The organism is Photorhabdus sp. RM323S (genome assembly GCF_042879375.1).
Taxonomy (GTDB): Bacteria; Pseudomonadota; Gammaproteobacteria; order Enterobacterales; family Enterobacteriaceae; genus Photorhabdus; species Photorhabdus tasmaniensis.
In genome coordinates this window covers 1-24,582 of record NZ_JBHFKZ010000033.1, presented here as the reverse complement: position 1 = coordinate 24,582, position 24,582 = coordinate 1, and the positions used below count along the sequence as shown (strand labels likewise).

At 42.4% G+C, this 24,582-nt stretch carries 22 protein-coding genes, 1 tRNA gene, 1 pseudogene and 1 CRISPR repeat array; of the genes and pseudogenes, 16 read left to right on the top strand and 8 right to left on the bottom strand.

The genetic code is table 11. The features are described from left to right. Positions 1-56 precede the first annotated feature (56 nt). From rlmKL to rmf, 6 genes are all read left to right on the top strand, one after another. Positions 57-2,174: a bifunctional 23S rRNA (guanine(2069)-N(7))-methyltransferase RlmK/23S rRNA (guanine(2445)-N(2))-methyltransferase RlmL gene (rlmKL, locus tag ACGF7G_RS14165; protein WP_387466293.1), complete on the top strand. Its 2,118-nt coding sequence runs from the start codon at positions 57-59 to the stop codon at positions 2,172-2,174. A gap of 5 nt (positions 2,175-2,179) precedes the next feature. Beyond that, on the top strand, positions 2,180-4,090 hold the full coding sequence (locus ACGF7G_RS14160) for an ABC transporter ATP-binding protein (protein WP_133814624.1): 1,911 nt from the start codon (positions 2,180-2,182) through the stop codon (positions 4,088-4,090). Positions 4,091-4,178: 88 nt separating this feature from the next. Then, a complete protein-coding gene (gene pqiA, locus ACGF7G_RS14155; RefSeq protein WP_387466291.1) occupies positions 4,179-5,426 on the top strand; it encodes a membrane integrity-associated transporter subunit PqiA in 1,248 nt (415 codons plus the stop codon). 20 nt (positions 5,427-5,446) lie between these two features. Then, the gene (pqiB, locus tag ACGF7G_RS14150; RefSeq protein ID WP_133814626.1) at positions 5,447-7,096 is read left to right on the top strand and encodes an intermembrane transport protein PqiB; all 1,650 of its coding nucleotides are present in this window, start codon (positions 5,447-5,449) and stop codon (positions 7,094-7,096) included. After that, positions 7,093-7,656: a membrane integrity-associated transporter subunit PqiC gene (gene pqiC / locus ACGF7G_RS14145; protein WP_387466289.1), complete on the top strand. Its 564-nt coding sequence runs from the start codon at positions 7,093-7,095 to the stop codon at positions 7,654-7,656. The genes pqiB and pqiC overlap by 4 nt, the downstream gene beginning before the upstream one ends. Positions 7,657-7,908: 252 nt before the next feature. After that, positions 7,909-8,076, top strand: a complete 168-nt coding sequence (rmf, locus tag ACGF7G_RS14140; RefSeq protein ID WP_133814628.1) for a ribosome modulation factor — start codon at positions 7,909-7,911, stop codon at positions 8,074-8,076. Positions 8,077-8,542: 466 nt separating this feature from the next. Here rmf and ACGF7G_RS14135 read toward each other — a convergent pair whose 3' ends face one another. From ACGF7G_RS14135 to ACGF7G_RS14125, 3 genes are all read right to left on the bottom strand, one after another. Further along, positions 8,543-8,881 carry a hypothetical protein gene (locus ACGF7G_RS14135; protein ID WP_133814629.1) on the bottom strand — a complete coding sequence of 113 codons (339 nt, stop codon included), beginning with the start codon at positions 8,879-8,881 and terminating at the stop codon, positions 8,543-8,545. Between the two features lie 439 nt (positions 8,882-9,320). Next, a complete protein-coding gene (gene fabA, locus ACGF7G_RS14130) occupies positions 9,321-9,839 on the bottom strand; it encodes a bifunctional 3-hydroxydecanoyl-ACP dehydratase/trans-2-decenoyl-ACP isomerase (RefSeq protein WP_387466286.1) in 519 nt (172 codons plus the stop codon). Positions 9,840-9,922: 83 nt separating this feature from the next. Further along, positions 9,923-11,653, bottom strand: coding sequence for an AAA family ATPase (locus ACGF7G_RS14125; RefSeq protein ID WP_387466285.1), 1,731 nt, complete (start codon positions 11,651-11,653; stop codon positions 9,923-9,925). 208 nt (positions 11,654-11,861) lie between these two features. On the opposite strand from ACGF7G_RS14125, the gene matP reads away from it, so the two are divergent. Beyond that, the gene (gene matP, locus ACGF7G_RS14120) at positions 11,862-12,317 is read left to right on the top strand and encodes a macrodomain Ter protein MatP (RefSeq protein WP_387466284.1); all 456 of its coding nucleotides are present in this window, start codon (positions 11,862-11,864) and stop codon (positions 12,315-12,317) included. 181 nt (positions 12,318-12,498) lie between these two features. Here matP and ompA read toward each other — a convergent pair whose 3' ends face one another. Beyond that, a complete protein-coding gene (gene ompA, locus ACGF7G_RS14115) occupies positions 12,499-13,602 on the bottom strand; it encodes a porin OmpA (protein ID WP_387466282.1) in 1,104 nt (367 codons plus the stop codon). Positions 13,603-14,157: 555 nt separating this feature from the next. Continuing rightward, positions 14,158-14,682, bottom strand: a complete 525-nt coding sequence (gene sulA / locus ACGF7G_RS14110) for an SOS-induced cell division inhibitor SulA (protein WP_387466280.1) — start codon at positions 14,680-14,682, stop codon at positions 14,158-14,160. A gap of 247 nt (positions 14,683-14,929) precedes the next feature. On the opposite strand from sulA, the gene ACGF7G_RS14105 reads away from it, so the two are divergent. Continuing rightward, on the top strand, positions 14,930-15,532 hold the full coding sequence (locus tag ACGF7G_RS14105) for a TfoX/Sxy family DNA transformation protein (protein ID WP_133814634.1): 603 nt from the start codon (positions 14,930-14,932) through the stop codon (positions 15,530-15,532). 66 nt (positions 15,533-15,598) lie between these two features. Here the strand turns inward: ACGF7G_RS14105 and yccS are convergent, their stop codons facing one another. Beyond that, positions 15,599-17,731, bottom strand: coding sequence for a YccS family putative transporter (gene yccS / locus ACGF7G_RS14100; RefSeq protein WP_387466279.1), 2,133 nt, complete (start codon positions 17,729-17,731; stop codon positions 15,599-15,601). A 118-nt stretch (positions 17,732-17,849) separates the two neighbouring features. Here yccS and helD point away from each other — a divergent pair, with 118 nt between their 5' ends. Beyond that, entirely contained in the window at positions 17,850-19,904 is a 2,055-nt protein-coding gene (gene helD, locus ACGF7G_RS14095; RefSeq protein ID WP_387466278.1) for a DNA helicase IV, read from the top strand. Between the two features lie 59 nt (positions 19,905-19,963). Further along, the gene (locus tag ACGF7G_RS14090) at positions 19,964-20,377 is read left to right on the top strand and encodes a CoA-binding protein (RefSeq protein WP_133814637.1); all 414 of its coding nucleotides are present in this window, start codon (positions 19,964-19,966) and stop codon (positions 20,375-20,377) included. 285 nt (positions 20,378-20,662) lie between these two features. After that, positions 20,663-20,991: direct repeats of the CRISPR family, unit length 28 nt; unit sequence GTGCACTGCCGTACAGGCAGCTTAGAAA. A gap of 34 nt (positions 20,992-21,025) precedes the next feature. On the opposite strand, the gene hspQ is transcribed toward ACGF7G_RS14090, so the two are convergent. After that, on the bottom strand, positions 21,026-21,346 hold the full coding sequence (gene hspQ, locus ACGF7G_RS14085) for a heat shock protein HspQ (protein WP_021326539.1): 321 nt from the start codon (positions 21,344-21,346) through the stop codon (positions 21,026-21,028). Positions 21,347-21,571: 225 nt separating this feature from the next. On the opposite strand from hspQ, the gene yccX reads away from it, so the two are divergent. Then, complete coding sequence (gene yccX, locus ACGF7G_RS14080; RefSeq protein WP_133814638.1) at positions 21,572-21,850, top strand: acylphosphatase; 279 nt, start codon at positions 21,572-21,574, stop codon at positions 21,848-21,850. Positions 21,851-21,862: 12 nt separating this feature from the next. On the opposite strand, the gene tusE is transcribed toward yccX, so the two are convergent. After that, positions 21,863-22,192: a sulfurtransferase TusE gene (gene tusE, locus ACGF7G_RS14075; RefSeq protein WP_166296055.1), complete on the bottom strand. Its 330-nt coding sequence runs from the start codon at positions 22,190-22,192 to the stop codon at positions 21,863-21,865. 182 nt (positions 22,193-22,374) lie between these two features. On the opposite strand from tusE, the gene ACGF7G_RS14070 reads away from it, so the two are divergent. The 5 genes and pseudogenes from ACGF7G_RS14070 to ACGF7G_RS14050 all read left to right on the top strand — a co-directional run bounded on the left by ACGF7G_RS14070 (position 22,375) and on the right by ACGF7G_RS14050 (position 24,547). Beyond that, positions 22,375-22,462: transfer RNA gene (locus tag ACGF7G_RS14070), tRNA-Ser, on the top strand. A gap of 161 nt (positions 22,463-22,623) precedes the next feature. Next, positions 22,624-22,875 carry an Arm DNA-binding domain-containing protein gene (locus ACGF7G_RS14065; protein WP_387466274.1) on the top strand — a complete coding sequence of 84 codons (252 nt, stop codon included), beginning with the start codon at positions 22,624-22,626 and terminating at the stop codon, positions 22,873-22,875. A gap of 474 nt (positions 22,876-23,349) precedes the next feature. After that, positions 23,350-23,604 (top strand): annotated as a pseudogene (locus ACGF7G_RS14060) (restriction endonuclease); the annotation flags it as partial. A 290-nt stretch (positions 23,605-23,894) separates the two neighbouring features. Continuing rightward, positions 23,895-24,197: a hypothetical protein gene (locus ACGF7G_RS14055; protein ID WP_387466272.1), complete on the top strand. Its 303-nt coding sequence runs from the start codon at positions 23,895-23,897 to the stop codon at positions 24,195-24,197. Further along, on the top strand, positions 24,194-24,547 hold the full coding sequence (locus tag ACGF7G_RS14050; protein WP_387466271.1) for a hypothetical protein: 354 nt from the start codon (positions 24,194-24,196) through the stop codon (positions 24,545-24,547). Before ACGF7G_RS14055 ends, ACGF7G_RS14050 begins: the two co-directional genes overlap by 4 nt. Positions 24,548-24,582: the final 35 nt, after the last annotated feature.

The following is a 24,582-nucleotide window of genomic DNA, read 5'->3' as shown; positions in this document are numbered from 1 at the left end:
CATGTCACCCGGATTAGCTATAATGCGTAACAATTTTCTTTTTGGTGATATGCAATATGAACTCTCTGTTTGCCAGCACGGCGCGCGGATTAGAAGAACTTTTAAAGAACGAATTGGAAATGCAGGGTGCGCAATCATGCAAAATTGTGCAGGGCGGAGTTCATTTTCAAGGTGATGACAGAGTGATGTATAAAAGTCTGATATGGAGCAGGCTGGCATCACGTATTTTATTACCGCTCAACGAATTTAATGTTTATAGCGATTTAGATCTTTATCTTGGGGTTCAGTCTATTGATTGGAGCCAGATTTTCTCTGTAGATAGCACTTTCTCTGTGCATTTCAGTGGCACAAATGAAGAGATACGGAACACTCAATATGGTGCGCTCAGAGTTAAAGACGCGATTGTTGATAGCTTTATTCGTAAACTGGATCAACGCCCAAATGTGGCAAAACAGCAGCCGGATATCCGCATTAATGTTTTCCTGAGTAAAGAAAAAGCCAGTGTTGCGCTGGATTTGAGTGGTGAAGGTCTGCATATCCGTGGTTACCGCGATCTTGCCGGTCAGGCTCCACTGAAAGAAAATCTGGCGGCGGCGATTATTCTGCGTTCAGGTTGGCAGGTTGATACTCCGATGGTCGATCCCATGTGTGGTTCAGGTACATTATTGATTGAAGCGGCAATGATGGCGACTGATCGGGCTCCGGGGTTGCATCGTGATCACTGGGGTTTTACTGCCTGGTTGAAACATGATGAAGAAATTTGGCGTGAAGTCACTGCGGAAGCACAGATCCGTTTCCGTAAAGGCCTTCAAGAGACAAATGCCCGTTTTGTTGGTTCTGATATTGATCGCAGAGTGCTGGATATGGCGCGGTCAAATGCCCGCAGAGCAGGTGTTGCACAGTTGATAACTTTCCAGCAAGGTGATGCAAGCCGTTTGGAAAACCCGTTACCGGAAGGGCCGGTGGGAACCGTGTTAAGTAATCCACCCTATGGTGAGCGCCTGGAAAGTGAGCCAGCATTGGTTGCACTGTACAGTTTATTTGGCCGGGTGATGAAAAGCCGTTTCCCTGGTTGGCGCTTCTCTCTATTCAGTGCGTCACCTGAATTGCTGAGTTGTCTGCAATTGCGGGCTGAGCGTGAATTTAAAGCCAAAAATGGCCCACTGGATTGCGTCCAGAAAAACTATCAGCTGTCAGATAAACCTCACTCATCAGAGATGGATATGGCGGAAGATTATGCCAACCGCCTTCGCAAAAATGAAAAGAAATTCACTAAATGGGCAAAACAGCAGGGCATTGATTGCTATCGTCTGTATGATGCCGATTTACCGGAATATAACGTTGCTGTTGACCGTTACGCAGATAAGGTGGTGATTCAAGAGTATGCGCCACCGAAAAGTGTTGATGCCAATAAAGCACGTCAGCGTTTATTCGATGTTATCAGTGCAACAATGCAGGTTCTTGGGCTTTCATCAAATCAGTTAGTGCTTAAAACCCGTCAACGCCAGAAGGGCAAAAGCCAGTATGAGAAAATAGCCGAGAAACAAGAATGCTTTCTGGTAAATGAGTATGGCGCAAAATTTTGGGTCAACCTGGCTGATTATCTGGACACGGGCCTGTTCCTTGATCATCGTATTGCACGAAAAATGCTGGGTGAAATGAGTAAAGGAAAAGATTTTCTGAATCTGTTTGCCTATACCGGATCAGCGACGGTACATACTGGGCTGGGAGGGGCGCGTTCAACGACGACAGTAGATATGTCCCGTACTTATCTTGAGTGGGCTGAACGGAACTTACAGGCTAATGGGTTGAGCGGACGCCAACACCGTTTGATTCAGGCTGATTGCCTCACTTGGTTGGCACAGACCCATGAACAATTTGATTTGATTTTTATCGATCCGCCAACTTTTTCCAATTCTAAACGGATGGAAGATACATTTGATGTACAACGCGACCATATCATGCTGATGAAACAGCTTAAGCGCCTGTTGCGTCGTGGTGGAACTCTGATGTTCTCCAACAATAAACGCGGTTTTAAAATGGATTTTTCTGAGCTGGAAAAAATTGGCTTGGTGGCAGAAGAGATCACCAGCAAAACCCAGTCGCAGGATTTTGCCCGTAACCGTCAGATTCATAATTGCTGGCTATTACGTCATGCTGGTGAGGAAAAATAATTACTATGTCATTAATCAATTTATCCGGTGCATGGTTGTCGTTCAGTGATGCGCCGTTACTTGATAATACAGAATTGCATATAGAAGAAAATGAAAGGGTTTGTCTGGTTGGTCGTAACGGTGCCGGAAAATCTACTTTGCTGCGGGTATTAGCGAAAGAACAACCGCTGGATGACGGCCAGGTTATTTATGAACAGGATCTGATAGTTTCCCGGTTACAACAGGACCCTCCCCGTGATGTAGCAGGGACTGTTTTTGATTTTGTTGCCGAAGGTGTTCAGGAACAGGCGGAATACATTAAATCCTTCCATCAGGTTTCCCGTTTGGTGGAGCATGATCCAAGCGAGAAGAACCTCAACCGTTTGGCGGAATTGCAAGAAGTGCTGGATATCCGTGGATTATGGTCACTGGATAGTCGTATTAATGACGTGCTGAAACAGCTCTCTTTACCTGCCGAAGAGAAACTTTCTGCTCTTTCTGGTGGCTGGTTGCGTAAGGCGGCATTGGGAAGGGCGCTGGTCAGTTCACCAAAAGTCTTGTTTCTTGATGAGCCAACCAACCACCTGGATATTGATACCATTGAATGGCTGGAAAATTTCCTGAAAGATTTTCAAGGCAGTATTGTTTTTATCTCCCATGACCGTTCGTTTATTCGCAATATGGCAACCCGCATTGTCGATTTGGATCGCGGTAAATTGGTTTCATGGCCGGGTAATTACGACAAGTTTCTTGAAGGCAAAGAAGAAGCGTTGCGTGTAGAAGAGATGCAGAATGCTGAGTTTGATCGCAGACTGGCGCAGGAAGAAGTGTGGATTCGCCAGGGGATTAAAGCGCGCCGTACCCGCAATGAAGGGCGTGTCAGGGCGTTGAAGGCATTACGTGTTGAGCGTTGCCAACGTCGTGAGGTGATGGGAACAGCCAAAGTACAGATGGAAGAAGCCAGTCGTTCCGGCAAGATTGTGTTTGAACTGGAAAATGTTAATTATCAGATTGGTGATAAGAAACTGGTCAATAATTTCAGCGCCCAGATTCAACGTGGGGATAAAATTGCACTGGTGGGGCCAAATGGCTGCGGTAAAACAACGTTACTGAAATTGATGCAGGGCGATCTGCAATCCGATAGCGGCCGCGTTCATTGTGGTACCAAGCTGGAGATTGCTTATTTTGATCAGCATCGGGTAGCGCTTGATCCTGAAAAAACGGTGATGGAAAACCTGGCGGAAGGTAAACAGGAAGTGATGGTTAATGGCCGATCTCGTCATGTTCTGGGTTATTTGCAGGATTTTCTGTTTCACCCTAAACGGGCGATGACACCGGTTAAAGCGCTTTCCGGTGGTGAAAGGAACCGGTTGTTACTGGCGCGTCTGTTCTTGAAACCCAGTAATCTGCTGGTGCTTGATGAACCCACCAACGATTTGGATGTGGAAACACTGGAATTGCTGGAAGAGCTGGTCGATAGTTATAAAGGTACAGTATTGCTGGTCAGCCATGATCGTCAGTTTGTTGATAACTCAGTGACTGAATGCTGGATTTTTGAAGGTAATGGCGTGATCAATAACTATGTTGGTGGTTATTACGATGCTCAACAACAGCGCGAACAGACGGTATCACTGCGCCAGCAAAGTGAGAAAAAACGCCAAGTTGAAGTTAAAGCAGAGAAGATTAAAGAGTCGCCAAAACGTACGGGTAACAAAATGAGTTACCATTTGTTGCGTGAATTAGAGCAATTACCGTCATTGTTGGAGAAATTGGAAGAAGAGATTGGGCAATTACACTCTCAAGTGAGTGATACTGCGTTTTTTAATCAACCTCATGCAGTGACCGAAAAAATATTGACAGAACTGTCTGAAAAAGAGCAAGCGTTAGACGCTGCTTTTGATCGCTGGCAGGAATTGGAAACATTGAAAAACGGTTAATAATCATCATACTTAGCAGAATCATACCGTAGGATCACTTTGAGTATGATTCTGCAGATATTCCCGATTTCCTTACAGGAGAAAGACCTTGTGTTCCAATAGCCATCATCATGACATGGTACTGTGCCCTCAATGTGATTTGCTGGCGGCATTACCAGAATGGGTTCAGGGAACGAAGGCAGTTTGTCCTCGTTGTAAAACGACGTTGGTCACATGGTGGAAGGAACCTAAACATCAACCAACAGGTTATGCAATCAGTGCATTATTTATGCTGTTAGTTGCTTGTCTATTTCCGTTTGTTCGCATGAATGTAGCAGGAATTGACAGCGAAGTGACCTTGTTTCAGATCCCACAGGTGCTGTTCAATGAAGATTACGCCAGTATTGGGACATTTTTTCTACTCTGTGTTCAACTGGTGCCAGCGTTTTGTATGGTGGCAATTATTCTGTTGTGCCAGAGCGCGGTTATTTCTCGGAAGATAAGAGTTTGGCTGGCCCGGGTGCTATTTCAGATGAAAAACTGGTGTATGGTTGAAATCTTTCTGGTAGGGGTATTAGTCAGCTTCGTCAAATTAATGGCTTATGGTGATATTGGGTTAGGTTTAAGTTTTCTGCCATATTGCCTATTTTGTCTTCTCCAGGTGAGAGCGTTTCAGTGTCTGGATCGCCACTGGTTATGGAACCAGATTGCGCCCGCGCCTAAAGTGGAAATGCCGTTACGGGCAGGGAGAGCGGGTTTGGTGCAGGGTGTGCGGCTATGTCAGTGTTGTACGGCCATTTTACCGGTGGAGCAGTTGGTGTGTTCACGCTGTCATACCCGTGGACATGCCCGTCGCCGTAACAGTTTGCAATGGACAATGGCGCTGCTGGTTACGGCTTTAATGCTTTATATTCCTGCTAATGTCATGCCAATGATGGTGACAGAATCGCTCGGTAGTCAGAGTGATTCCACGATTATTGCTGGGGTGATATTACTGTGGAGTGTAGGTTCATATCCGGTAGCTTTAATCATTTTTATTGCGAGTATTATGGTGCCATCATTGAAAATGCTGGCAATTGGTTGGTTGTGTTGGGATGCCAAAGGCCACGGTAAACGGGATCCCGTGCAGATGCATTTTATTTATGAAATTGTGGAATTTGTTGGCCGTTGGTCAATGATTGATGTCTTTGTTATTGCAATATTGTCATCACTGGTGCGTATGGGGAAATTGATGAGTGTCTACCCTGCTATGGGGGCGGTTATTTTTGCGTCAGTTGTGATCTTGACCATGTTTGCAGCAATGACATTTGATCCTCGTTTAACTTGGGATAGAGCCAACGTTAAACATTCGTTATAAGGCAATGAAGGAGTGTCAAAGTGACGGATAAAGTTGAAGACCAGAGTCAGGCAAGAATCGATAAAATTAAAAGTTGGTCGCCAGTCTGGATTGTGCCGATTGTGACGGTGCTTATTGGTGCTTGGATATTATTTTACCATTTCAGCCACCAAGGGCCGGAAGTGACGTTGATGACTTCTAATGCAGAAGGAATTGAAGCGGGTAAAACTAAAATTAAGAGCCGCAGCGTGGATGTTGGCGTGGTTGAGAGGGTCATGTTGAGTGATAATCTTAGCCAGGTTATTGTCAAGGCCCGGCTGCATGATGGTATGGAAAACCTATTACACAGTGATAGTGCTTTTTGGGTAGTGAAACCGCAGATTGGCCGTGATGGCATCTCTGGTCTTGGTACTCTTTTGTCCGGGGCTTTTATCGAACTTCAACCGGGAACACTGGGTGATGAAAAAGATGAATTTAATTTGTTGGATTCACCTCCATTGGCTTCACCTGACGCAAAAGGTATCCGTGTAATACTGAGCAGTGATAAAGCGGGTCAGCTCAATCCGGGCGATCCCGTGCTGTTTCGGGGCTATCGGGTTGGCTCTGTTGAAATCAGCGAGTTTGAACCAAAATCCCACCTGATGCGATACCAGTTGTTTATTAATGCGCCTTATGACGGATTGCTGACAACTAATGTCCGTTTTTGGAAAGAAAGTGGTATTACGGTTGATCTGTCTTCCCAGGGGGTGCGTGTTGACATGGCTTCGCTATCAACCCTGTTTGGTGGTGGTGTCAGCTTTGATGTACCTAAAGGTTGGGAACTGGGGGGGCCGGTTAAAGAAAAGACCACTTATAAACTCTTCGATAATAAAAGAAGCATTCAGGATTCTTTATATACCGAACATAAAGATTATCTGTTGCTCTTCTCTGATTCCGTTCGTGGGTTACAACCGGGGGCTCCAGTGGAGTTTCGCGGGATCCGTCTGGGGACGGTGGCAAAGGTACCGTTCTATTCAGAAGGGATGATACAGCGTATGGATAACGATTTTCGTATTCCGGTACTTATCTCTATTGAACCCGGGCGCTTTGAGAAAGAGTTGGGAACAGGGTTTGATGTTGAGAAAGAGCTGAATAGCATAACTAAACGTGGCCTGCGGGCTTCTCTTAAATCAGGTAACTTGTTGACTGGCGCTCTGTTTATTGATTTGGATTTTTATCCGAATGAAAAAGGGTGGGCCGGACCGTATGAAATCGCAGGTTATCCGTTATTACCGACAATCAGTGGTGGCCTTGCTCAGATTCAGCATAAAGTCATTTCAGCGCTGGACAAAATTAATAATATGCCAGTTGAACCGATGTTTAATCAGGCTATCCGTACTCTGGAAGAGAGCCAGAAGGCGATCAGAAAAGCGCAAAAGACCCTTGATGAATTGAATAAAGTGCTGGCAAATCCTGAAACGAAAGAGCTACCGAAAGATATACAGAAGACATTGCAGGAGTTTAATCGCAGTATGCAAGGTTTCCAGCCTGGTTCACCAGCTTATAACAAGATGCTGGATAATATGCAGAGACTGGATCAAGTATTGAGTGAGCTGCGTCCCGTGCTAAAAACACTGAATAATAAGAGTAATGCGTTAGTTTTTGAGGCTAAACCAATTGAAGATCCAGAACCGAAGAAGGCTAAAAAATGATGAGAATATTGGCATTAATCTTAGTGATCCTTATTTCTGCTTGTAGCAGTCAGCCGGAAAAAACGTATTACCAATTACCGGTAGTCGAAGTCACACCACAAAAGAGTGTAGCTGTGCAGCATGATCGTCAGTTATGGGTACAACGGGTTATGTTATCCGATTATCTGTCATCCTCCGGTGTGGTATATCAAAGCAGTGATGTCAGTTATATTAGTGCAGTGAATCATTTATGGGCCAGTCCACTGGAACAGCAATTACAACAAGTGCTGGTAGCTGAATTAACCGTGGCGTTGCCTCAACGTTTGGTTTCTGCCCAACCATTGGTTAATAAGCCGGATACTTTGAATGTGACAGTGACCCGTTTTCATGGCCGTTATGATGGTAAGGTGATTTTGCAAGGTGACTGGACATTAACTCATCAGGGCAGCGTTGTTAAACAGCCTTTTAATCTGGAGCTAAAACAGGAAGAAGATGGTTACGATAATTTAGTGCGCACATTAGCAAAAGGATGGAGCCAATTAGCGCAGGCTATTGCCCATCAACTCATCTCTCAATCTTAACCTCTGTCATTCTCCGGGTGTTAAAGCCTTTTGCGCCCGGAGAAGAAGATAAATATTATTATCAGTAAGATAAAAATTCCTCTTTATTATTAGCCTGTTATAGATTCTTTTGTCCGGATATAACAAATATTACATTAATATGAATTTCTTGACTTGATTTTCAAAACTTATAGGGGTATTTCTAAATTGTGGTTGGATAAATGACGACCACTGTTTTCTTTCTACTGATATAGCTTGTGAGGTAAATAAGGCATGAAGAGACAGAAACGAGATCGTTTAGCACGTGCGTTGTCTAGAGGGTATCAGGCTGGCATTTTAGGACGTCCAAGGGAGCATTGCCCCTATTGTTCATTAGATGCACGCTCTCACTGGTTAGGAGGGTGGCGTCAGGCTATGGAAGATAGGGCAACAATGGCTTAGTCTGGCAAACTAAGGCCACGAATTAAGTAATAATTAAGTGAGCAAAATCTCTACTTTTTATAAATAAATATTAACCTAAATTTGATCTGACAGTGACTGATTAATACAGATATCTGTCAGATTAAGTCTTGTTGATATTCTTTCTGCTTAGATTTTCCTTTGTGGTGATTAAAGTAAAAATGGTCATATCGCATAAAATAAATTTATCCCGGCACTAATAATATCTATTTTAAGACATTGTACGATATAAGGTCTTGATGCATCGTGTGTAATAAATCGGTAAGTATTTGTAATGTCAGGATCCTGATTTTCTTATTATGTTGTTGTGCTTCTTTGAGATTTTATTTGCGAATTCGATAAAATATGAATCAATGGCCGCCAGGTGACATATCCTATTTAACCTGTTAAACATGCTGATGTTACGGCCATTAAATAATCTACTTACTAATGCGAAGGATAAAGTAATTCAATAATCGCAGTAAGCGGGGTTTGATAAACATTTGTGATGTATTTCAACCCAAAAGAGACGGCTATATTCCTCAATTCCAGCGATTGATATGGTTACAGTTTCATGGCTTGTATAGGCTGTTTGAAGCAATGATAATAATGTTGATCCACCATTAATAGTACATACCCACCTAAATCCTTGTAAGTGAGTCGGAGTCGATATTTTTCCATAGCAATCTCCATTAGTATTAGGTGCTTTTAGCATTTCGACGGTACCGTCAACCTTATCTAGTTTTGCTATAGCAGTTGGTGTAAGAGTCAATGCTATGATCATGAGCACTATTTTTCTGATGTTCATATAAATCACCCTTGGTTGTGTTTGTTAATAATCATAATTTTTATTAATATTTTACCTGCTATCAGTATGCTTTTGTGAGCCTATTTGATATATCAGGTCACTTTGATCATAGCACAATTTGTCAATTGTATATTCGTTGTATATTCGTTAGTCAGCGGTAATAGGTGTTTATAATGCAGATTGTGCAGGCATGATTTCTGGCTGAAATACGTGCACTATAGAGTTCAAGCTTGATTTGATTTTTTTGTTCTATATGTATGAAATGTATCGAACCTGTATTCAGATACATAGACATAGTTGTCTTTGAGGGAGTAAAAAATAACACTCGGTATTTTTCTCTTAAAACATAGTGTTATCTAATGTTTCGTTTTTAATTTAATGAAAAGGTGAAAAGCAATTGGCCAGTCACCTTTCTTTTCGATATATCACTGATTATTCATTAGAAAGCGCTGGTATCTTTAAACAAGCCCACTTTCAGATCTGTTGCGGTATAGATAATTTTACCATCTACCAACACTTCACCATCAGCCAGACCCATAATCAATTTACGGTTAATAACACGTTTGAAATTAATGCGGTAAGTGATTTTTTTAGCTGTTGGCAATACCTGACCAGTAAATTTAACTTCGCCAACACCAAGCGCACGGCCTTTGCCTTCGCCACCTACCCAGCCAAGGAAGAATCCCACTAATTGCCACATCGCATCAAGGCCAAGACAGCCCGGCATGACTGGATCGTTAGTGAAATGGCAGTCAAAAAACCACAAATCAGGATGAATATCCAGTTCAGCTTCTACATAGCCTTTATCGTGGGTGCCACCGTTTTCTGTCATCTCAATGATGCGGTCCATCATCAGCATATTGCCTGATGGTAATGGTGGCCCATTTTCTCCGAACAATTCACATCGCCCAGATGCCATAAGATCTTCTTTTGTGTAGGATTTGCGTTTATCAACCATATTCTAAAATAGCCTTATATTTAATGTAGGGTAAATAATAGTGTACACTTGTACGCTGAACAACTCCGATCAGACATTCTGAATTAACCTAACCAGCGAAGAAACCACGGAAATTTAGGTCTTTCCTGATTATTCGCTTGGGTTATACGTTCCTGTATCATAGCTAACAAGTGTGCTTCTTGTTGATCATAATAGGGGACACCTGTCAATAAAGGTAGTGCTTCAGAAACATGTTTTACTGACCATAAATGAAATTTTTGTTCTTTTACCGCATTTACAATCGTTTGATTGAGACATAAATGGCGGATATTCGCTGTTGGCATGATAACGCCTTGCTGACCGGTGAGCCCTCTGCGGTAGCATACTTCAAAGAAACCTTCTATTTTTTCATTAATGCCACCAATCGGCTGCACATAACCAAATTGATCCACTGCACCGGTAACTGCTAATTGTTGATCGATGGGTTGTTGGGAAAGTGCGCTTATTAGTGCGCATAATTCAGCAAGTGAAGCGCTATCACCATCCACTTCACCATAGGACTGTTCAAATACAATAGAAGCCGAAAAAGGTTGTGGTTGATCCAGTTTCAACTCAGAAATCAGAAAGGCTTGCATAATCATCATGCCTTTGGCATGGATATTGCCGCCTAACTCGACTTTACGTTCGACATCAATAAATTCCCCATCTCCCACATGGGCCACACAAGTGATACGGGATGGCTCGCCGATTGAGTCAGGGTGACCGGGATACTCCAGCACAGATAATCCGTTAATCTGACCAATAACCATGCCTTGGGTGCGTATAAGAATCTGACCTTGATGAATCTCATCTAAGCCGCGTTCGGGCAGATAGTTGTGGCGCCAGCGACGATTTTCTTCTGCTTGTTTAATTGATAGAGCGGTAATCTGATTTTCTTGCTGATAGAGTGCCGCAGCGATCAGTTGCCGTTGTAGCCAGAGAATATCCAAAGGCAAACTGTATTGATCTTCTGTATAGCGGGTTGCTTGTTGGATAAACTCAGGCCAGGCATTATCGCTCAATGGTGGCAATTGCCACTGTTGAATAAGCCCATTGATATAACTGCACCACAGACTTAAATCTTGCTCATTATGCAGTGGCATATCCAGCTCAAATTCACCATATAGCGCGTTTTTTACTAATTCAGGCTCTGTAACCTGAAACTCTTCAAGGCTCAGACGATCCCCCACCAAGATCAGACGCAGATGTAATGGCATGGAGGGGATTGGTAATGGCAAAGGTTTATTATTATCCTGAGATAACCATTCAAAACGTTGCTGAATAATCATCTGTTTCAGGCGGATCCACATTAATGGCTGAGATAACAGGGTACGTAATGGTAGGATAAGTACGCCGCCATTGACTTGATGGACCAGACCGGGTTGCAGGTGAATTTCTCCGTGGTGAGAATGGACGCAGCCAAATAATTGCTCCGCTTCTATCCATTCACGATAGGTTACTCGCAACTCAGGTGTGAAATGGCCTTCTGTTGAGGGTTGCCAGCTGATTTTTTGTTGTTCTATCTGATAGTCACCACCAATTTGGGGAATTTCTTTAGGGAGTAATGGATGGATGGATTCAGTCAATACTGACAAATAAGTATCACATTCTTCGGCTTTCAACAGCATAAAAGGCTGGCGTGAATCCATCCGGCAGAAAAGCTGCAAGCCACTATGCAGCCGTGATTGAACGGCTTCCATACTGGCAGGCGTCTGTTGGGAAGCAGAATGAAAAAGTGCTTCATAGGGCGCGCAATTCGGCAGTAATGCCTGCCAGTCTAGTTTGTTATTGGTCAAAGTGATCGCTATATATTGTAAAGTAGGAAAGCGCCGATTATACAAGATTAAGATATAAACCAACATGCTTGAATGTTTGCTATTTCAGACGCTTTATGTAAAGCATTATTTTGAGTGAAAAATAGGCATTTATCAGTTTGGCTATAAGCAATTTACTTAAATAGTTGCTATGCTTATTTTTAAGTTACGCTGTCACCGGGAAAGTAAAATGAAATATCAACAACTGGAAAATCTGGAATGTGGCTGGAAATGGGCTTATCTGATGAGAAAACATCAGGAAGGTGAGCCAATTACTAAATATATAGAAAACAGTGCAGCTCATGCAGCGGTTGATAAACTCATCAAACTTGAGAGTGAACCGGTAAGGGTACTTAAGTGGATTGAGCAGCATATGAATCCTGATTTGTTCAACCGAATGAAACAAACTATCCGTGCCCGGCGTAAACGGCATTTTAATGCGGAGCATCAGCATACGCGCAAGAAATCTATCGATTTAGATTTTCCCGTATGGCATCGTTTATCTGCACTTTCTCAGAGACGGGGTAACACGCTGTCCGAAACTATCGTACAGTTAATTGAAGATGCTGAACGTAAAGAAAAATATGCCAACCAAATGTCCAGTTTGAGGCATGATTTGGAAGCTATTCTGGGTAAGAATGAGTAACCTCAGTTGTTGAGGGTTGGTATTACAACGAGATCCTTAACAAAACTACGCAATTCTCCCGCCTAAATTCTCATTGAGAGCGAAGCGAACTTTTAGGATTAGGGGGAACTGCTAAAAGAAAACCCCATCTGAAAATGGGGCTTTCTGCGCTTTTAATAACTAATGTAATTAATAAAGGCGATTAATGAGCAGTTTTTTGCGCTTGAGTAACAACTTCTTTAATGCCCTGGATTTCGATCTCTACACGACGATCTGGAGCCAGACAGTTGATTAGGTTCGGCTTTTTGATTTTGTCGCAAGTAGAACCGGTTACTGGATTTGCTTTACCACGGCCTTCTGCGCTGATGCTGCCGGCAGGGATACCTTTAGTTACCAGATAATCAACTACGCTTTGAGCGCGTTTTTGAGACAATGGCTGGTTGTGTACGTTTTTACCGATACGGTCAGTGTAGCCCAGAACCAGCACTTTACCCTGAGTTGGGTCGATGTTTGCCAATTCAGTATACAGTTGATCCAGAGTCCGTTTGCCTTCTGCTTTCAGTTCAGCGCTGGCGAATGCGAACATAACGTCAGAACGCAGAGTAAAACGTTTGTTCTCAACAACTGGCGCTGGAGTTGGCGTTGGAGCGACAACCGGAGCTGGGGCAACAACTGGAGCGGCTGCTTCATCTTGACCGAAGCGATAAGAAACACCTACGCTCAACAGGCCGTTATCAGGACGTGCGCCTACTGTGCCTGCGTCACCGATATTGTTAACCCATTGATAATCCAGACGGGTAGCCCAATCTTTAGTCAGAGCATATTCAACGCCAATAGCGGCCAGTGGGGAAACGCCGGTATCATGATTTTTCAGATGAGTGTTGGTGGCGCCGTAATTCGCTTTGGAATCTGCACGCCAAACCATACCACCCAGACGAGTATAGATGTCCAGATCATCCATAATTGGATAACTCAATTTAGTCGCCAGTTGGAAACCATGAGCTTTGAAGGCACCGGTGTTTACGTTACCTTTATAAGGCATACGGCCTAACCAGTCATAACCTATTTCAAAACCAAGATACGGGTTGGCTTGGTAGCCTAAGAAAGCACCAGCACCCAATTGGTTTTTGTGAGTAGGGCCATTACCGATATCACTGGTATAACCGTTGCCGTAGAAGTTTACGTCATGGTATTGGGACCAACCCAATTTACCACCGGTATACCACGTGTTGTCTTTTGGAGCTGCTTGCGATGCAGTTGTGAAAGCGGCCACTGCCACTGCTACCGCGATAGCTGTCTTTTTCATTTTAACGCCTCGTTATTATCATCATACAATAAGCAATTGGCTTCGGGAGCCTTTTTACTTACTGCCTATCCCATCAGGTTATTTCATTTGCCATTCTTTAGTCATAAAAGCAATCACTGAGCAGGGCTTAAATTCTCCATGTACTGTTACTGCATGTACGCGTTTTGAGTTTTGTACGCTATCGATGTTCACTATTTATCCATAAGAATGGCCTATACTAAATTATATCTACTGAGATAGGCTATTAGCCATATTGATTAAAAAACTCAGTTAGGAATACTGCACTTTTCATCAAATCAATGGACCAAACAATACATCAGGAACCAAGGGCAGTAACCTTTAATGGTGTAAAGTCTACAACGAAGTTAAAAAGTTACAAGTGGCCCTTGATTAATAGAGCAAAAAATTTAAAAGATAATGTATGATTTTAAAAAAAACTTTACTATTCTTTACAACTAATCCTATCTTAATTAATTGATTTTAGTTGTAATTAGTGATTCTGAGCCTAAATTGGTTATTTTGTGTCATGAATATTGAAATAATTCCTAATTTTGGTCAATGATAGTAAATGGAATGAATTTTTAGTGAATTTGATTGCGATTCAGTGCCATAGGCTCCTTTATTTACATCTTGTGGGCGCATAATAAAGGCCAATGCATTACCTTTTTGTGCCGCAGACTGTAACCTTACCGTATCTCTTGCTAATAACGTTGGCAACCAGCCAAGTACCACGCTGTAATTACCACTTGCTAAAGCTCTTTCCATTGCATCTACCGTTGTAATGGAGTTGATGCGATTTAATTGCACAATCTTATCTAAAGGTAATCCGGAGCGAATTAGCCATTGGCGGCTCAGTTTTTTATGAGGGCTAATCCATAGCAACCAGCGGGCTTCATTTCCTGACTGGCGTAACAACGGTAGCAATATATGATTAATGACAACTTGGTTATCACTATAAATCAATTCACTCACTATACCACCATGTTCGGCTGAATTATCTTGCGTAGGTGAAGAGAGTGATAGCCGTTTTTCTGTTAACTGATGTTTAGGAAGGTAAACCCAGGATGATTGAATGCCCATAATGAACCCCGCCACAAGTAACTGTATTAATATACAGTATCTTTATGTCAGGCTAAGATCAAGTCTATTTTTTCAAAGAGCTTCGCAAATATTTACGATAAATGGCTTGAAACTCATTTAACCATTGGCAGGAAAAATTGAATTGCGTATGTTTTCAATTGTTTGTTCCTGTTATTTATTTTTCTAATAGTTGGGACAAATCTATGGATAAAAGATTTATTTGCACAAAACTCATGGAGTGATCTGTATGTTGTTGTCTGAGGTGCGTTTTACTCAACTCAAAAATGGTTTTTCTTCATTTGGAAGATTGACAAGGAAGCCACAGTTTGGCGGTTACAGTCTGCTGGCTGACGGGATTATGTTTGCGATTATTGCTGATGGGGAACTATATTTACGGGGAAATGGTCATGCTGAAGTGTTATTTAAAGCCAGAGGGATGAAAAACTATATTTACTCGAAAAAGGGAGTGCCGGTAATTTTGCGTTATTACCAGGTTGTTGAATCTCTTTGGCAAGATCAAGAGTTACTATCTCAATATGCGTATTTGGCTTATCACTACTCATTAATTGAAATGACGGGTAAAAAGAAGATGCCAACACGTTTGAAAGATTTGCCTAATCTTGGCATGTCTCTTGAACGCCAGTTATGGAAGGTAGGAATATGTAAAGTTGAAGATTTACGGCTGTTGGGTGCGAAAGCCAGTTATTTAAAACTGTATCAATATAAAAGAAAATCTAATGTCAGTTTATTACTTGCTTTGGCTGGTGCAATTGAAGGATGCCATTTAGCCGTTTTACCGGTACAGATTCGTAATGACTTATTACGCTGGCATAAGGAACTGGCTTGTTAGATCTTTATCGTGAATAGCTAAATAAAAGGGGCAGTCAACTGCCCCAGTATATCAATCTGGCTATAATTAATTAATTTTTTTAATAAGAATGACAATTTCAGGCAACAATCCTATTAATAAACCTGTTTGTTGCAATACCAGCTGTTCTTTACTGTCTCTTTCTGCTGGGGTTTGCTCAATTCTTTTCGCTATGTTGAGAGATATTTGCTCAATTCTGTCATCATCTATTAATGCTGGTTTTAATGTTGCATTGACATAACAAATCGCATCATTAAGAATATCCAGAATAACTTTGTCATCCAATTTATCCCGGTGCGCTCCCAGCGCAGAGATATAACTCAGCATGGTGTGATTCAGGCACAGTAGCCGGAATGCTTCTTCTTGGGAAGCCCGGTAACTTTTCGGCTCAGCAGACATGTTGGAAATAACTGATGCCAGCTCTGCGTCACTATTGTGAGCATCACGGCGGGCAATTCGGTAGTTCAGGCCATGATCTTTTCCCTGATAATATTGAACTAAAATGGCATCGAGGTAGCGGCAATTGGTGTCCATCGTCCGGCTTATCACTTGTGGTAACTGGCGAAATTTCCAGTCTGGCCAAATGAAATTTATTGCTAACCAAGCGATACCACAGCCAATTAATGTATCAACGATCCTTGGTAATGCGACTTCAAAGCCTTCACCTAGCAAATTGAAGCATAGTAATACCAGCAGTGTGATAAACAGGGTCGCGTGTGCATACTGAATATTACGGAAAGCAAAGAACATTACCCCAGAGATAACAATCAGCACCAATTGTCCCTCAATAGATGGCACAAAGTAGAGGATTGGCAAGCCGATAAATACTCCGGCAACCGTGCCGATTACTCTCATTGCCAAACGGCGGCGGGTAGCGCTGTAGTTAGGTTGGCAAACGAACAGACTGGTGAGTAAAATCCAGTACCCGCGTTGTAGATCCAGCAATTGGATCATGGCGTAGCCACTGCACAACAAAACAGACATACGGATCGCATGGCGGAATAAAGCTGATTGTGGCGTCAGATGACGGCTGATCCTTAGACGGACATCGCGCCAGCCGGTTAAAGGTTCATCAGATAGTTGGGTCTCATCTTTTCTTTCTTTGGAAAGATCGTACTGCCCAGAACTGATGCCTGATAATTGCGCATCAATCGCCCGCAAGTTTTTCAGCAGGTTATATAATGCAGTAATTTTGAGATGATGTTTTTGTTGCTCGTTGAGTTGTTGCAGGGAACTTTCCAAATAGTTAAATGCCCGTTCAACGCGTGGATTGTGCTGATATTGCTTGTGCCAAAGTATCGACTGAGCGACTTGTTCACAAGCACGGGCTTGCATGGCGAGAAGACGTTGAAACCGGAACAGAACATCGCTATAGCGGAAAATATTCCGCAGGCTTTGGTATTGCACATGAGATGAACTTGCCCGTTCATGAATATCTTGTGCGATAAAGTAATAGTGCAGAGTTTGACGAGTGCCACGCTGGCCGCGATCACCTTTCAGACGGGTTAGCAAGGAGGCTTTGGCTTGATTTAATGTGTTCACTAAATCACTGTTTGCCATTGCCACATTAACGACAGATTGCTGGTATTCTTCTGCTATATCAGGATCAAACAGGTTAGCTTTGGCATCAAGATAAGTTGAAAGTTGTTGATAACAACGCGCCAGATTGTCCTGTAACGGCCGGATAGGGAACAGTAAATGGCCGGTGAGGGTGAGCAGGTTATACCAGATTGCCCCTGTCAACAGTAATAGCGGTTGCTGATACCATAGTGGGAAAATAGACGAGCCCAGCATGGTATAAATCGCAATCAGCAACGCGCCAAATGCAATAGTTGCATAGCGCTGCCCAAGGGCACCCAGTAAGATAAAGCTACAAGTGGATAACGCCAGCCCGATGGTGAAAAGCCAGGGATAAGGGAACAGTAACTCAATAGAGGCTGACGCGACAAAGAAAGAAATCAGCGTGATCACCAGATTGCGTAAACGGCCAATCAGACGATCATCAAGATCAGCCAGTGCTGCGGCAACAACGCCCAAGGTCAATGGTATGGTTATTTTAGGTTCTTTATCCAGAAACCAAGGCACTAACGTTGTTCCTGTCAGGGCGATCAGGATGCGGATATAATAGAGAAGATGACTGTTATAAAGAAAACGGCGCGGACCGGGGGAAACAGTTAGCACAAAATACCTCTGAGGCAATGATAACGGTCATAAATAACCATTATGATAAAAGGTTTATTAGTGATAAAAAACCCTTATAAGACATAGTTCAACTATTTTCAGGTATAGCGCTACGATAATGGAACTTAAAGCAACACGAATTGGTCAACGCCTTGCTCAACATCCTTATAACCGGGTGCGTCTGCTGAATGCCGGTATCGAAGTCAGTGGTGAGAAGCATCAATACCTTATCCCATTTAATCAGCTAATTGATATTCAGTGCAAACGGGGCATTGTGTGGGGTGAGTTGGAGTTTGAACTGCCTGGTGGACAAGCCATTCGCCTTCATGGTACTGAATGGCGGCAAACTCAGCGTTTTTACCATTATCTGCTTGATGAATGGCAGAAATGGAGCCAAGAAATGAGTGATGTCAGTGCTGATGTACTGACGGCTCAGGTTAATGAAATCAATAAAATTGAGCAGCAGGATCACTGGTTTAAAAAAGCGGATTTATTCCAGTTACAACAGCGGATCCAAGCAGTATTTCAGGCTTTACCACTGCCATTACAGCGTTTGGAACAATTTGATAATTGCCGGGACGAGTATCGAATTTGTTTGCGTTGGCTTGAGAATGGCGAAAAGTCTGTTGAAAAGATAAATCTGCAATGGACAGAACGTATGTTGGAACAACACCGTGACTTTTTTCAGCGGGTAGAAACATCTCCTTTCAACCTTTCTCAGAGCTTGGCCGTTGTTAATGGTGAAAATTCAGTGCTAGTTCTTGCTGGTGCGGGTAGTGGAAAAACATCCGTGCTGGTGGCGAAAGTGGGGTGGCTGTTGCTTCGTCAACAGGCGATTTCTGAACAGATATTACTGTTAGCATTTGGTAATCAGGCAGCCGATGAAATGAATGAACGGATTCAGATTCGTCTTGGTGTGGAAGATATCAAAGCAAAAACGTTTCATGCACTGGCGCTGTATATCATTCAACAAGGAAGTCATAAAGCGCCTAAAATCAGCATATTAGAAACTGACGGGCAAAAAAGAAGAGATTTTCTGATTAAACATTGGCAACAGCAATGCAGTGAGAAAAAAGCACAAGCTAAGGGTTGGCGGGAATGGCTGACTGAGGGGCTAAAATGGCAAGTGCCGGAAGGTGAGTTTTGGCGTGATGAACAGCTTGTTAGCCGTTTGTCAGGCAGGCTTGAGCGCTGGCTGAGTTTAATGCACATGCACGGTGGCAGTCAGAAGGCTATGACAGAGCAGGTTCAGGAAGAGTATCTGGATCAGTTTCAAAAATGCATTCGCTTGATGGGGCCTTTATTAAAAGCGTGGAAATCTGAATTGAAAACAGAAGGTGCTGTTGATTACTCAGGGTTGATTCACCAGGCAGTGAATATTCTGGAAAAAGGACGATTTATCAGCTCGTGGAAGCATATTCTGGTCGATGAATTTCAGGATATTTCACCATTAAAGGCTAAATTGCTCGCTGCATTGCGGGCGCAAAACAGCCAAAGTTGCTTGTTTGCCGTAGGGGACGATTGGCAGGCTATTTATCGTTTCAATGGTGCTGAGTTAGTGCTGCCTACTGCATTTACTGATTATTTTGGCAGAGATACTGAATGTGTACTGGATACCTCTTATCGGTTTAATGATCGGATTGGTGAGGTTGCTAACGCATTTGTGCAACAAAACCCAAATCAATTGAGGAAGCAACTAAACAGTTTGACTAAAGGTAACAAAAAGTCCGTTGTCATCCTGCCAGAAGATCAGCTTGAACCTTTGTTGAATAAAATGAGTGGTTATGTCACTGAGGAGGAAACGATCTTATTGCTGGCACGTTATCACCACTTGCAACCTGAATTACTGAGAAAAGCAGCGACTCGCTGGCCTAAGCTTAAAATAGAGTTCATGACTATTCATGTTTCGAAAGGGCAACAAGCGGATTATGTGATTATTCTTGGATTGCATCAGGGGAAAGATGGTTTTCCTGCACCAGCAAGGGAATCTGTGATGGAGTTGGTTTTGTTGCCACAACCGGAAGATTTTCCTGATGCGGAAGAACGTCGTCTTTTGTATGTTGCATTAACCCGGGCGAAGAAGCGGGTCTGGTTGATGCAGGATAAGAAGAATCCATCTGTGTTTGTGCATCAACTAGAGCGGTTAAATGTACCTGTTCAGCGTAAGCCTTAATGTATTGCTTTGGCTGAATAAACAAAGTGAAAATATTGGATTTTGCTAAGGAGTAATAAATGAATGACCAGCAAATTGCGGACATACTGAGACGAGTGAAAACTATTGCGTTGGTAGGGGCTAGTGAAAAAATTGATCGTCCAAGTTATAAAGTGATGGCTTATTTATTGGAACAGGGCTATCAGATTATTCCTGTCAACTTGAAACTTGCCGGGCAAACATTGCTTGGGCAACACGTTTATGGGCAATTAGCCGATATTCCTCAGCCTGTTGATATGGTAGATGTATTCCGCAACGCTGAAGCTGCATATGGAATCGCTCAAGAAGCTATAGATATCAAAGCAAAAGTGCTCTGGCTGCAACTTGGTGTTATTAACGAACAAGCGATAAAGTTGGCGGAGGAGGCAGGTCTGGAAGTTGTTATGGATCACTGCCCGAAAATTGAAATCCCAAGATTAGGGCTGGAAAAGTAATATATTTCGGTTTACCCCTGTTCTGTTGTTCATCAATGAGTGAAAGGGGCCTGGTTGATGTCTAAGTTGAACGAATTTAAGGAGCTAGATGGCAAGCGGCGCTTAGATTCTAAATATTGCTATAAGATACCGTGTTTCTACGGACCCTAATTTTGACCCTTTTTTATCGCTAATCAATAACATTTTGATTTTAAAGTAAAATAAATTAGCCCTTATAAAAAGGGTTTTTTCACTTTTTATAACTATACTCTTTGATAGTCAGCCGGTTAGAGGTAATATGCAACAGTGCACTGCCGTACAGGCAGCTTAGAAATCAGGATCATCTTTGTCATCCTCATCAGCCTTGGTGCACTGCCGTACAGGCAGCTTAGAAATGATAAAGCCTTGCTGCAAGCCAACGATAATCGTGCACTGCCGTACAGGCAGCTTAGAAAGAAAATTGCTGGAAATTATCAGAGATAGCGATGTGCACTGCCGTACAGGCAGCTTAGAAAAATCAAATTTAAAACGAGCGCATCCCTGCCGGGTGCACTGCCGTACAGGCAGCTTAGAAAAATCAAATTCCAGTCAGTATCGCTATCCGTACGTGCACTGTCGTACAGGCAGCTTAAAAACACAAGAACTGCCTTTCGAGGAATATAAAATGGGTTAATTGCGCAGTCGTGGGGCTAGTAACTGATTACGGATGGATTCTGCTAACTCATCCAAGGAAGGTTGTTCTGGATGGTCATCGGATGCTTCATAGGATAGTTGCGCTTCGGCTAAATAAGTATGTACAGGCTGGCCGTCGTCATCTTCCATCACAACATGATACCAGGGAGCAGAACGCAAGGCTGCATTGGATGCAATGTCATCTTCTTGGGGTTGTTCTAGAGAATATTCCACATCAATATCTACGATGACGCCCAAATAACCCAGAAGCTTGTGACGTACTTGTTGGCCGAGACCGAATTTGCTGGCAATAATCATAGCCACCTCCAAAAAAACCTTGCATTGATACGAATATGAGGGCAGTAAGGTGAATTACAAGAGCATACCCGGTAGTTGAAGTCATTTTCTAGCTTTAATAATTGCGAGAGCGACTTCACCTAATTTCAGGTTAGCTGTAGTAAATATAAAACACAACCGAGAATGGCGTGCTTAACTATATATGTGAGCGATACCGCAAGGTGACTGGGTAGATAGAGGGTCATTATGATGAAATATGGGTTAACCATTTATGTTTACGGCCGGGTCCAAGGGGTTGGATTTCGTTATCAAACTTTTCGTTGGGCGAAATCCAATAAGCTGACAGGTTACGTCTGTAATTTGCATGATGGTAGTGTCAAAATTGTCGCTTATGGTGAAAGTGAGCAACTGGATAACTTAACTCATTGGTTAGAACAGGGTGGGCCACCGGGGGCGCGGATCGATCGTTTTTCGTCTCAGTCCTGCGCAGTGGAGAACGTGGCAGACTTTAGCGTCCGCCACTAAGCTTGGTTATTATCAGATACATTTTACCGGTTTTGGTAGCCCGGCGATTTTAGTTGCCTGCCTTGCTGGTCCTTTGGGAAACAGGCGGTAAAGATAGCGGCTATTACCTTTTTCTTCTCCATACTTTTGTGCGATTGCTTTTACCAGCATACGAATAGCTGGGGATGTATTAAATTCTTCATAAAATCCCCGGACAAAACGAATGACTTCCCAATGTTGCTCACTTAAATCAATATTTTCTTGCTCAGCGAGTAATGAAGCCATTGCTTCCTGCCAATCGCTGCTGTTTTTCAAATAACCTTGTGCATCGGTTTCGATCTCACGACCTTCGAATACCAACATAATCGTTTAACCATCAAAAAAAGATGATAATAATTTAGCAAAAAACACTTTTATACCCAAGGATGGTCTGTATATATGCGGAGAAAATAAGCCAATAATAGTGAAAAAGAGTAAATTTACGGCAATCGATCACGAGAGGGCTTTACATCTGTCTTGGTGCTGTTTATAGTGCACGCCATTGCGGAGGGGTGGCCGAGCGGCTTAAGGCAGCGGTCTTGAAAACCGCCGATGGGAAACCATCCGAGAGTTCGAATCTCTCCTCCTCCGCCATAATCACTTCTAGTAACATCTCTTAAAGTCTATTTTTCCCAGTAAAATCAAAGAACGTAGAAAAAATAGGTATCTTAAAGGCTCTTAGCATCTCTTAAAATCAACAAGAATTTGTGTATAGTTTTTCCTGTACAAATTTTCCTATACACATTGGTGAGATGATGAAGCTAACAGACATAGCTATAAAGAAAGCCAAATCGGAAGAAAAGCCTTATACGTTGTCTGATGGCAACGAACTTTCATTATTAGTAGAACCGAACGGCTCTAAAGGATGGAGATTCCGTTATCATTTTGATGGGAAGCAGAAAATGATCTCTTTAGGTACTTACCTAGAGGTGTCTTTAACGGAGGCCAGAAGAAGAACGGCGGAATGCCGCTCGATGGTTGCTGGTGGCATTAATCCTTTAATCTAATTAGCTTATTTGACATAAACATCACTCCTTTCGCTAGTATAACCGCTCTCCAAAATTATCTTTGCCACTGTTGCCGGAGTTGTTTTGTCGTTCTAGGTAAGATCATCAATCAGGAAGTTCAGCTCAGCAGCAAGTACGGTTTCTAAATCTTTGAGCCAGTAATAAAACAATACGCTGGCGGGTATTTTCGAGAGGCTTAATGCTTAAGGTTCAGTGTATGATGGCTACATATCCACAGATAGATGGAAAAGTGAAAAGCGTAGTTTCTTGAAAAAATTTGATTATTACCCATATATCACCAAATATTACTACGGTCTTAGTGAGGATGAGTATAGCTCCGCAATAGACAGTGCAGTCGATAACTACTTGATAAAAAATCCAGTGTTAGAATGGAATGATAAAATGAGTCCGTCTGAGTACGAAGGATTTTGTGCGGATATTCTTAATAATAATGGATAACGGGCAAGAACGACATCTAGTCGCGGCGATCAGGGTGTAGATGTAATTGCAGAAAAGAATGATCTTTGCGTTGCTATACAATGTAAGAAATATTCATCTCCTGTTGGGAATAAGGCTGTTCAAGAAGTTGCGGCAGGAATGGCTTCTGTTGGGGTTGTTGTTACAAATACTAGTTACACTAGATCTGCGAGAGAATTAGCTGCTGCTCATGGTATTTTTCTTCTTCATCATGAAGATCTCAAAGATTTAGATAGTATTATTAATGAATAGCTTATAATTGCTAACTCGGTTAGTTACTACCGCTGGTACTGAGCTCACTGCCGTACAGGCAGCCCAAGAAGCTTAGAATATATAAAGTCGCGGTCTTGGCTTATGGTTAAGTGTAGTGATACATTTTAATCATTATTTGTATATACAAATTTCATTCTCAAGTAATGCTTTTTATCTACTATTGATACAAAATTCATTGACATCTTATGAGTCATTTTGAGTTGTTTAGATCTATTTCGTGGTGTACTCTGTATATACGGATTAGCCATGGGTTAAAGACACCGAAGTACATGAAGCTCTTGATATCATCAAACATCAGATTGAAGTTAGCAGGCAAAAACCCGCCTGTTAATGAAGAGGATATACTCCAGTGTTTTTCTAATCGGGTTGGACGTTTTCTTGAGGATACAAGGGAAGATAACAGAACTGATCCGCCCACTAAATGGTTTATATCTGAAACTGATTATGGTGTTAAGTTAAAGATAGTCTTTATCTATTACCCTGAAAAAGGGGTTGCCATAAGGACAGCTTATGCACCTAACGAAGATGAATTGAGAATTTACAAAAAATACGGCCTAGGAACAGAGAAATGAGCAAGCAAACTGATAAGCGAGCAAATAACCTGATAGCTTCCACAGATGAAGCATGGGAGAACGGTGAGCTTGGTTGTAGTGAGGCTCACGTTAAAGTATCTGATGATATAACAGAAGATCTGATTAACGAAGCGCTGGAGTTACAGCCAATTTCAATCAGATTAAATAGGTCTCTGATAGAAGACTTGAAAATGATAGCTGACCTTCATGGTTTAGGTTATCAGCCATTAATTAGGCAAGTTTTAAATCGCTTTGCCAATAGTGAGAAAAAACGGATACTCGCGGAAGCTCACAGTAAAGCAATGAGAAGTGAAAAAAGAAAATCTGGTAAGCATCACAAAGCTGCTTGACTACAAGTATATAAATGCTTAAGCCTCTTCAGAGG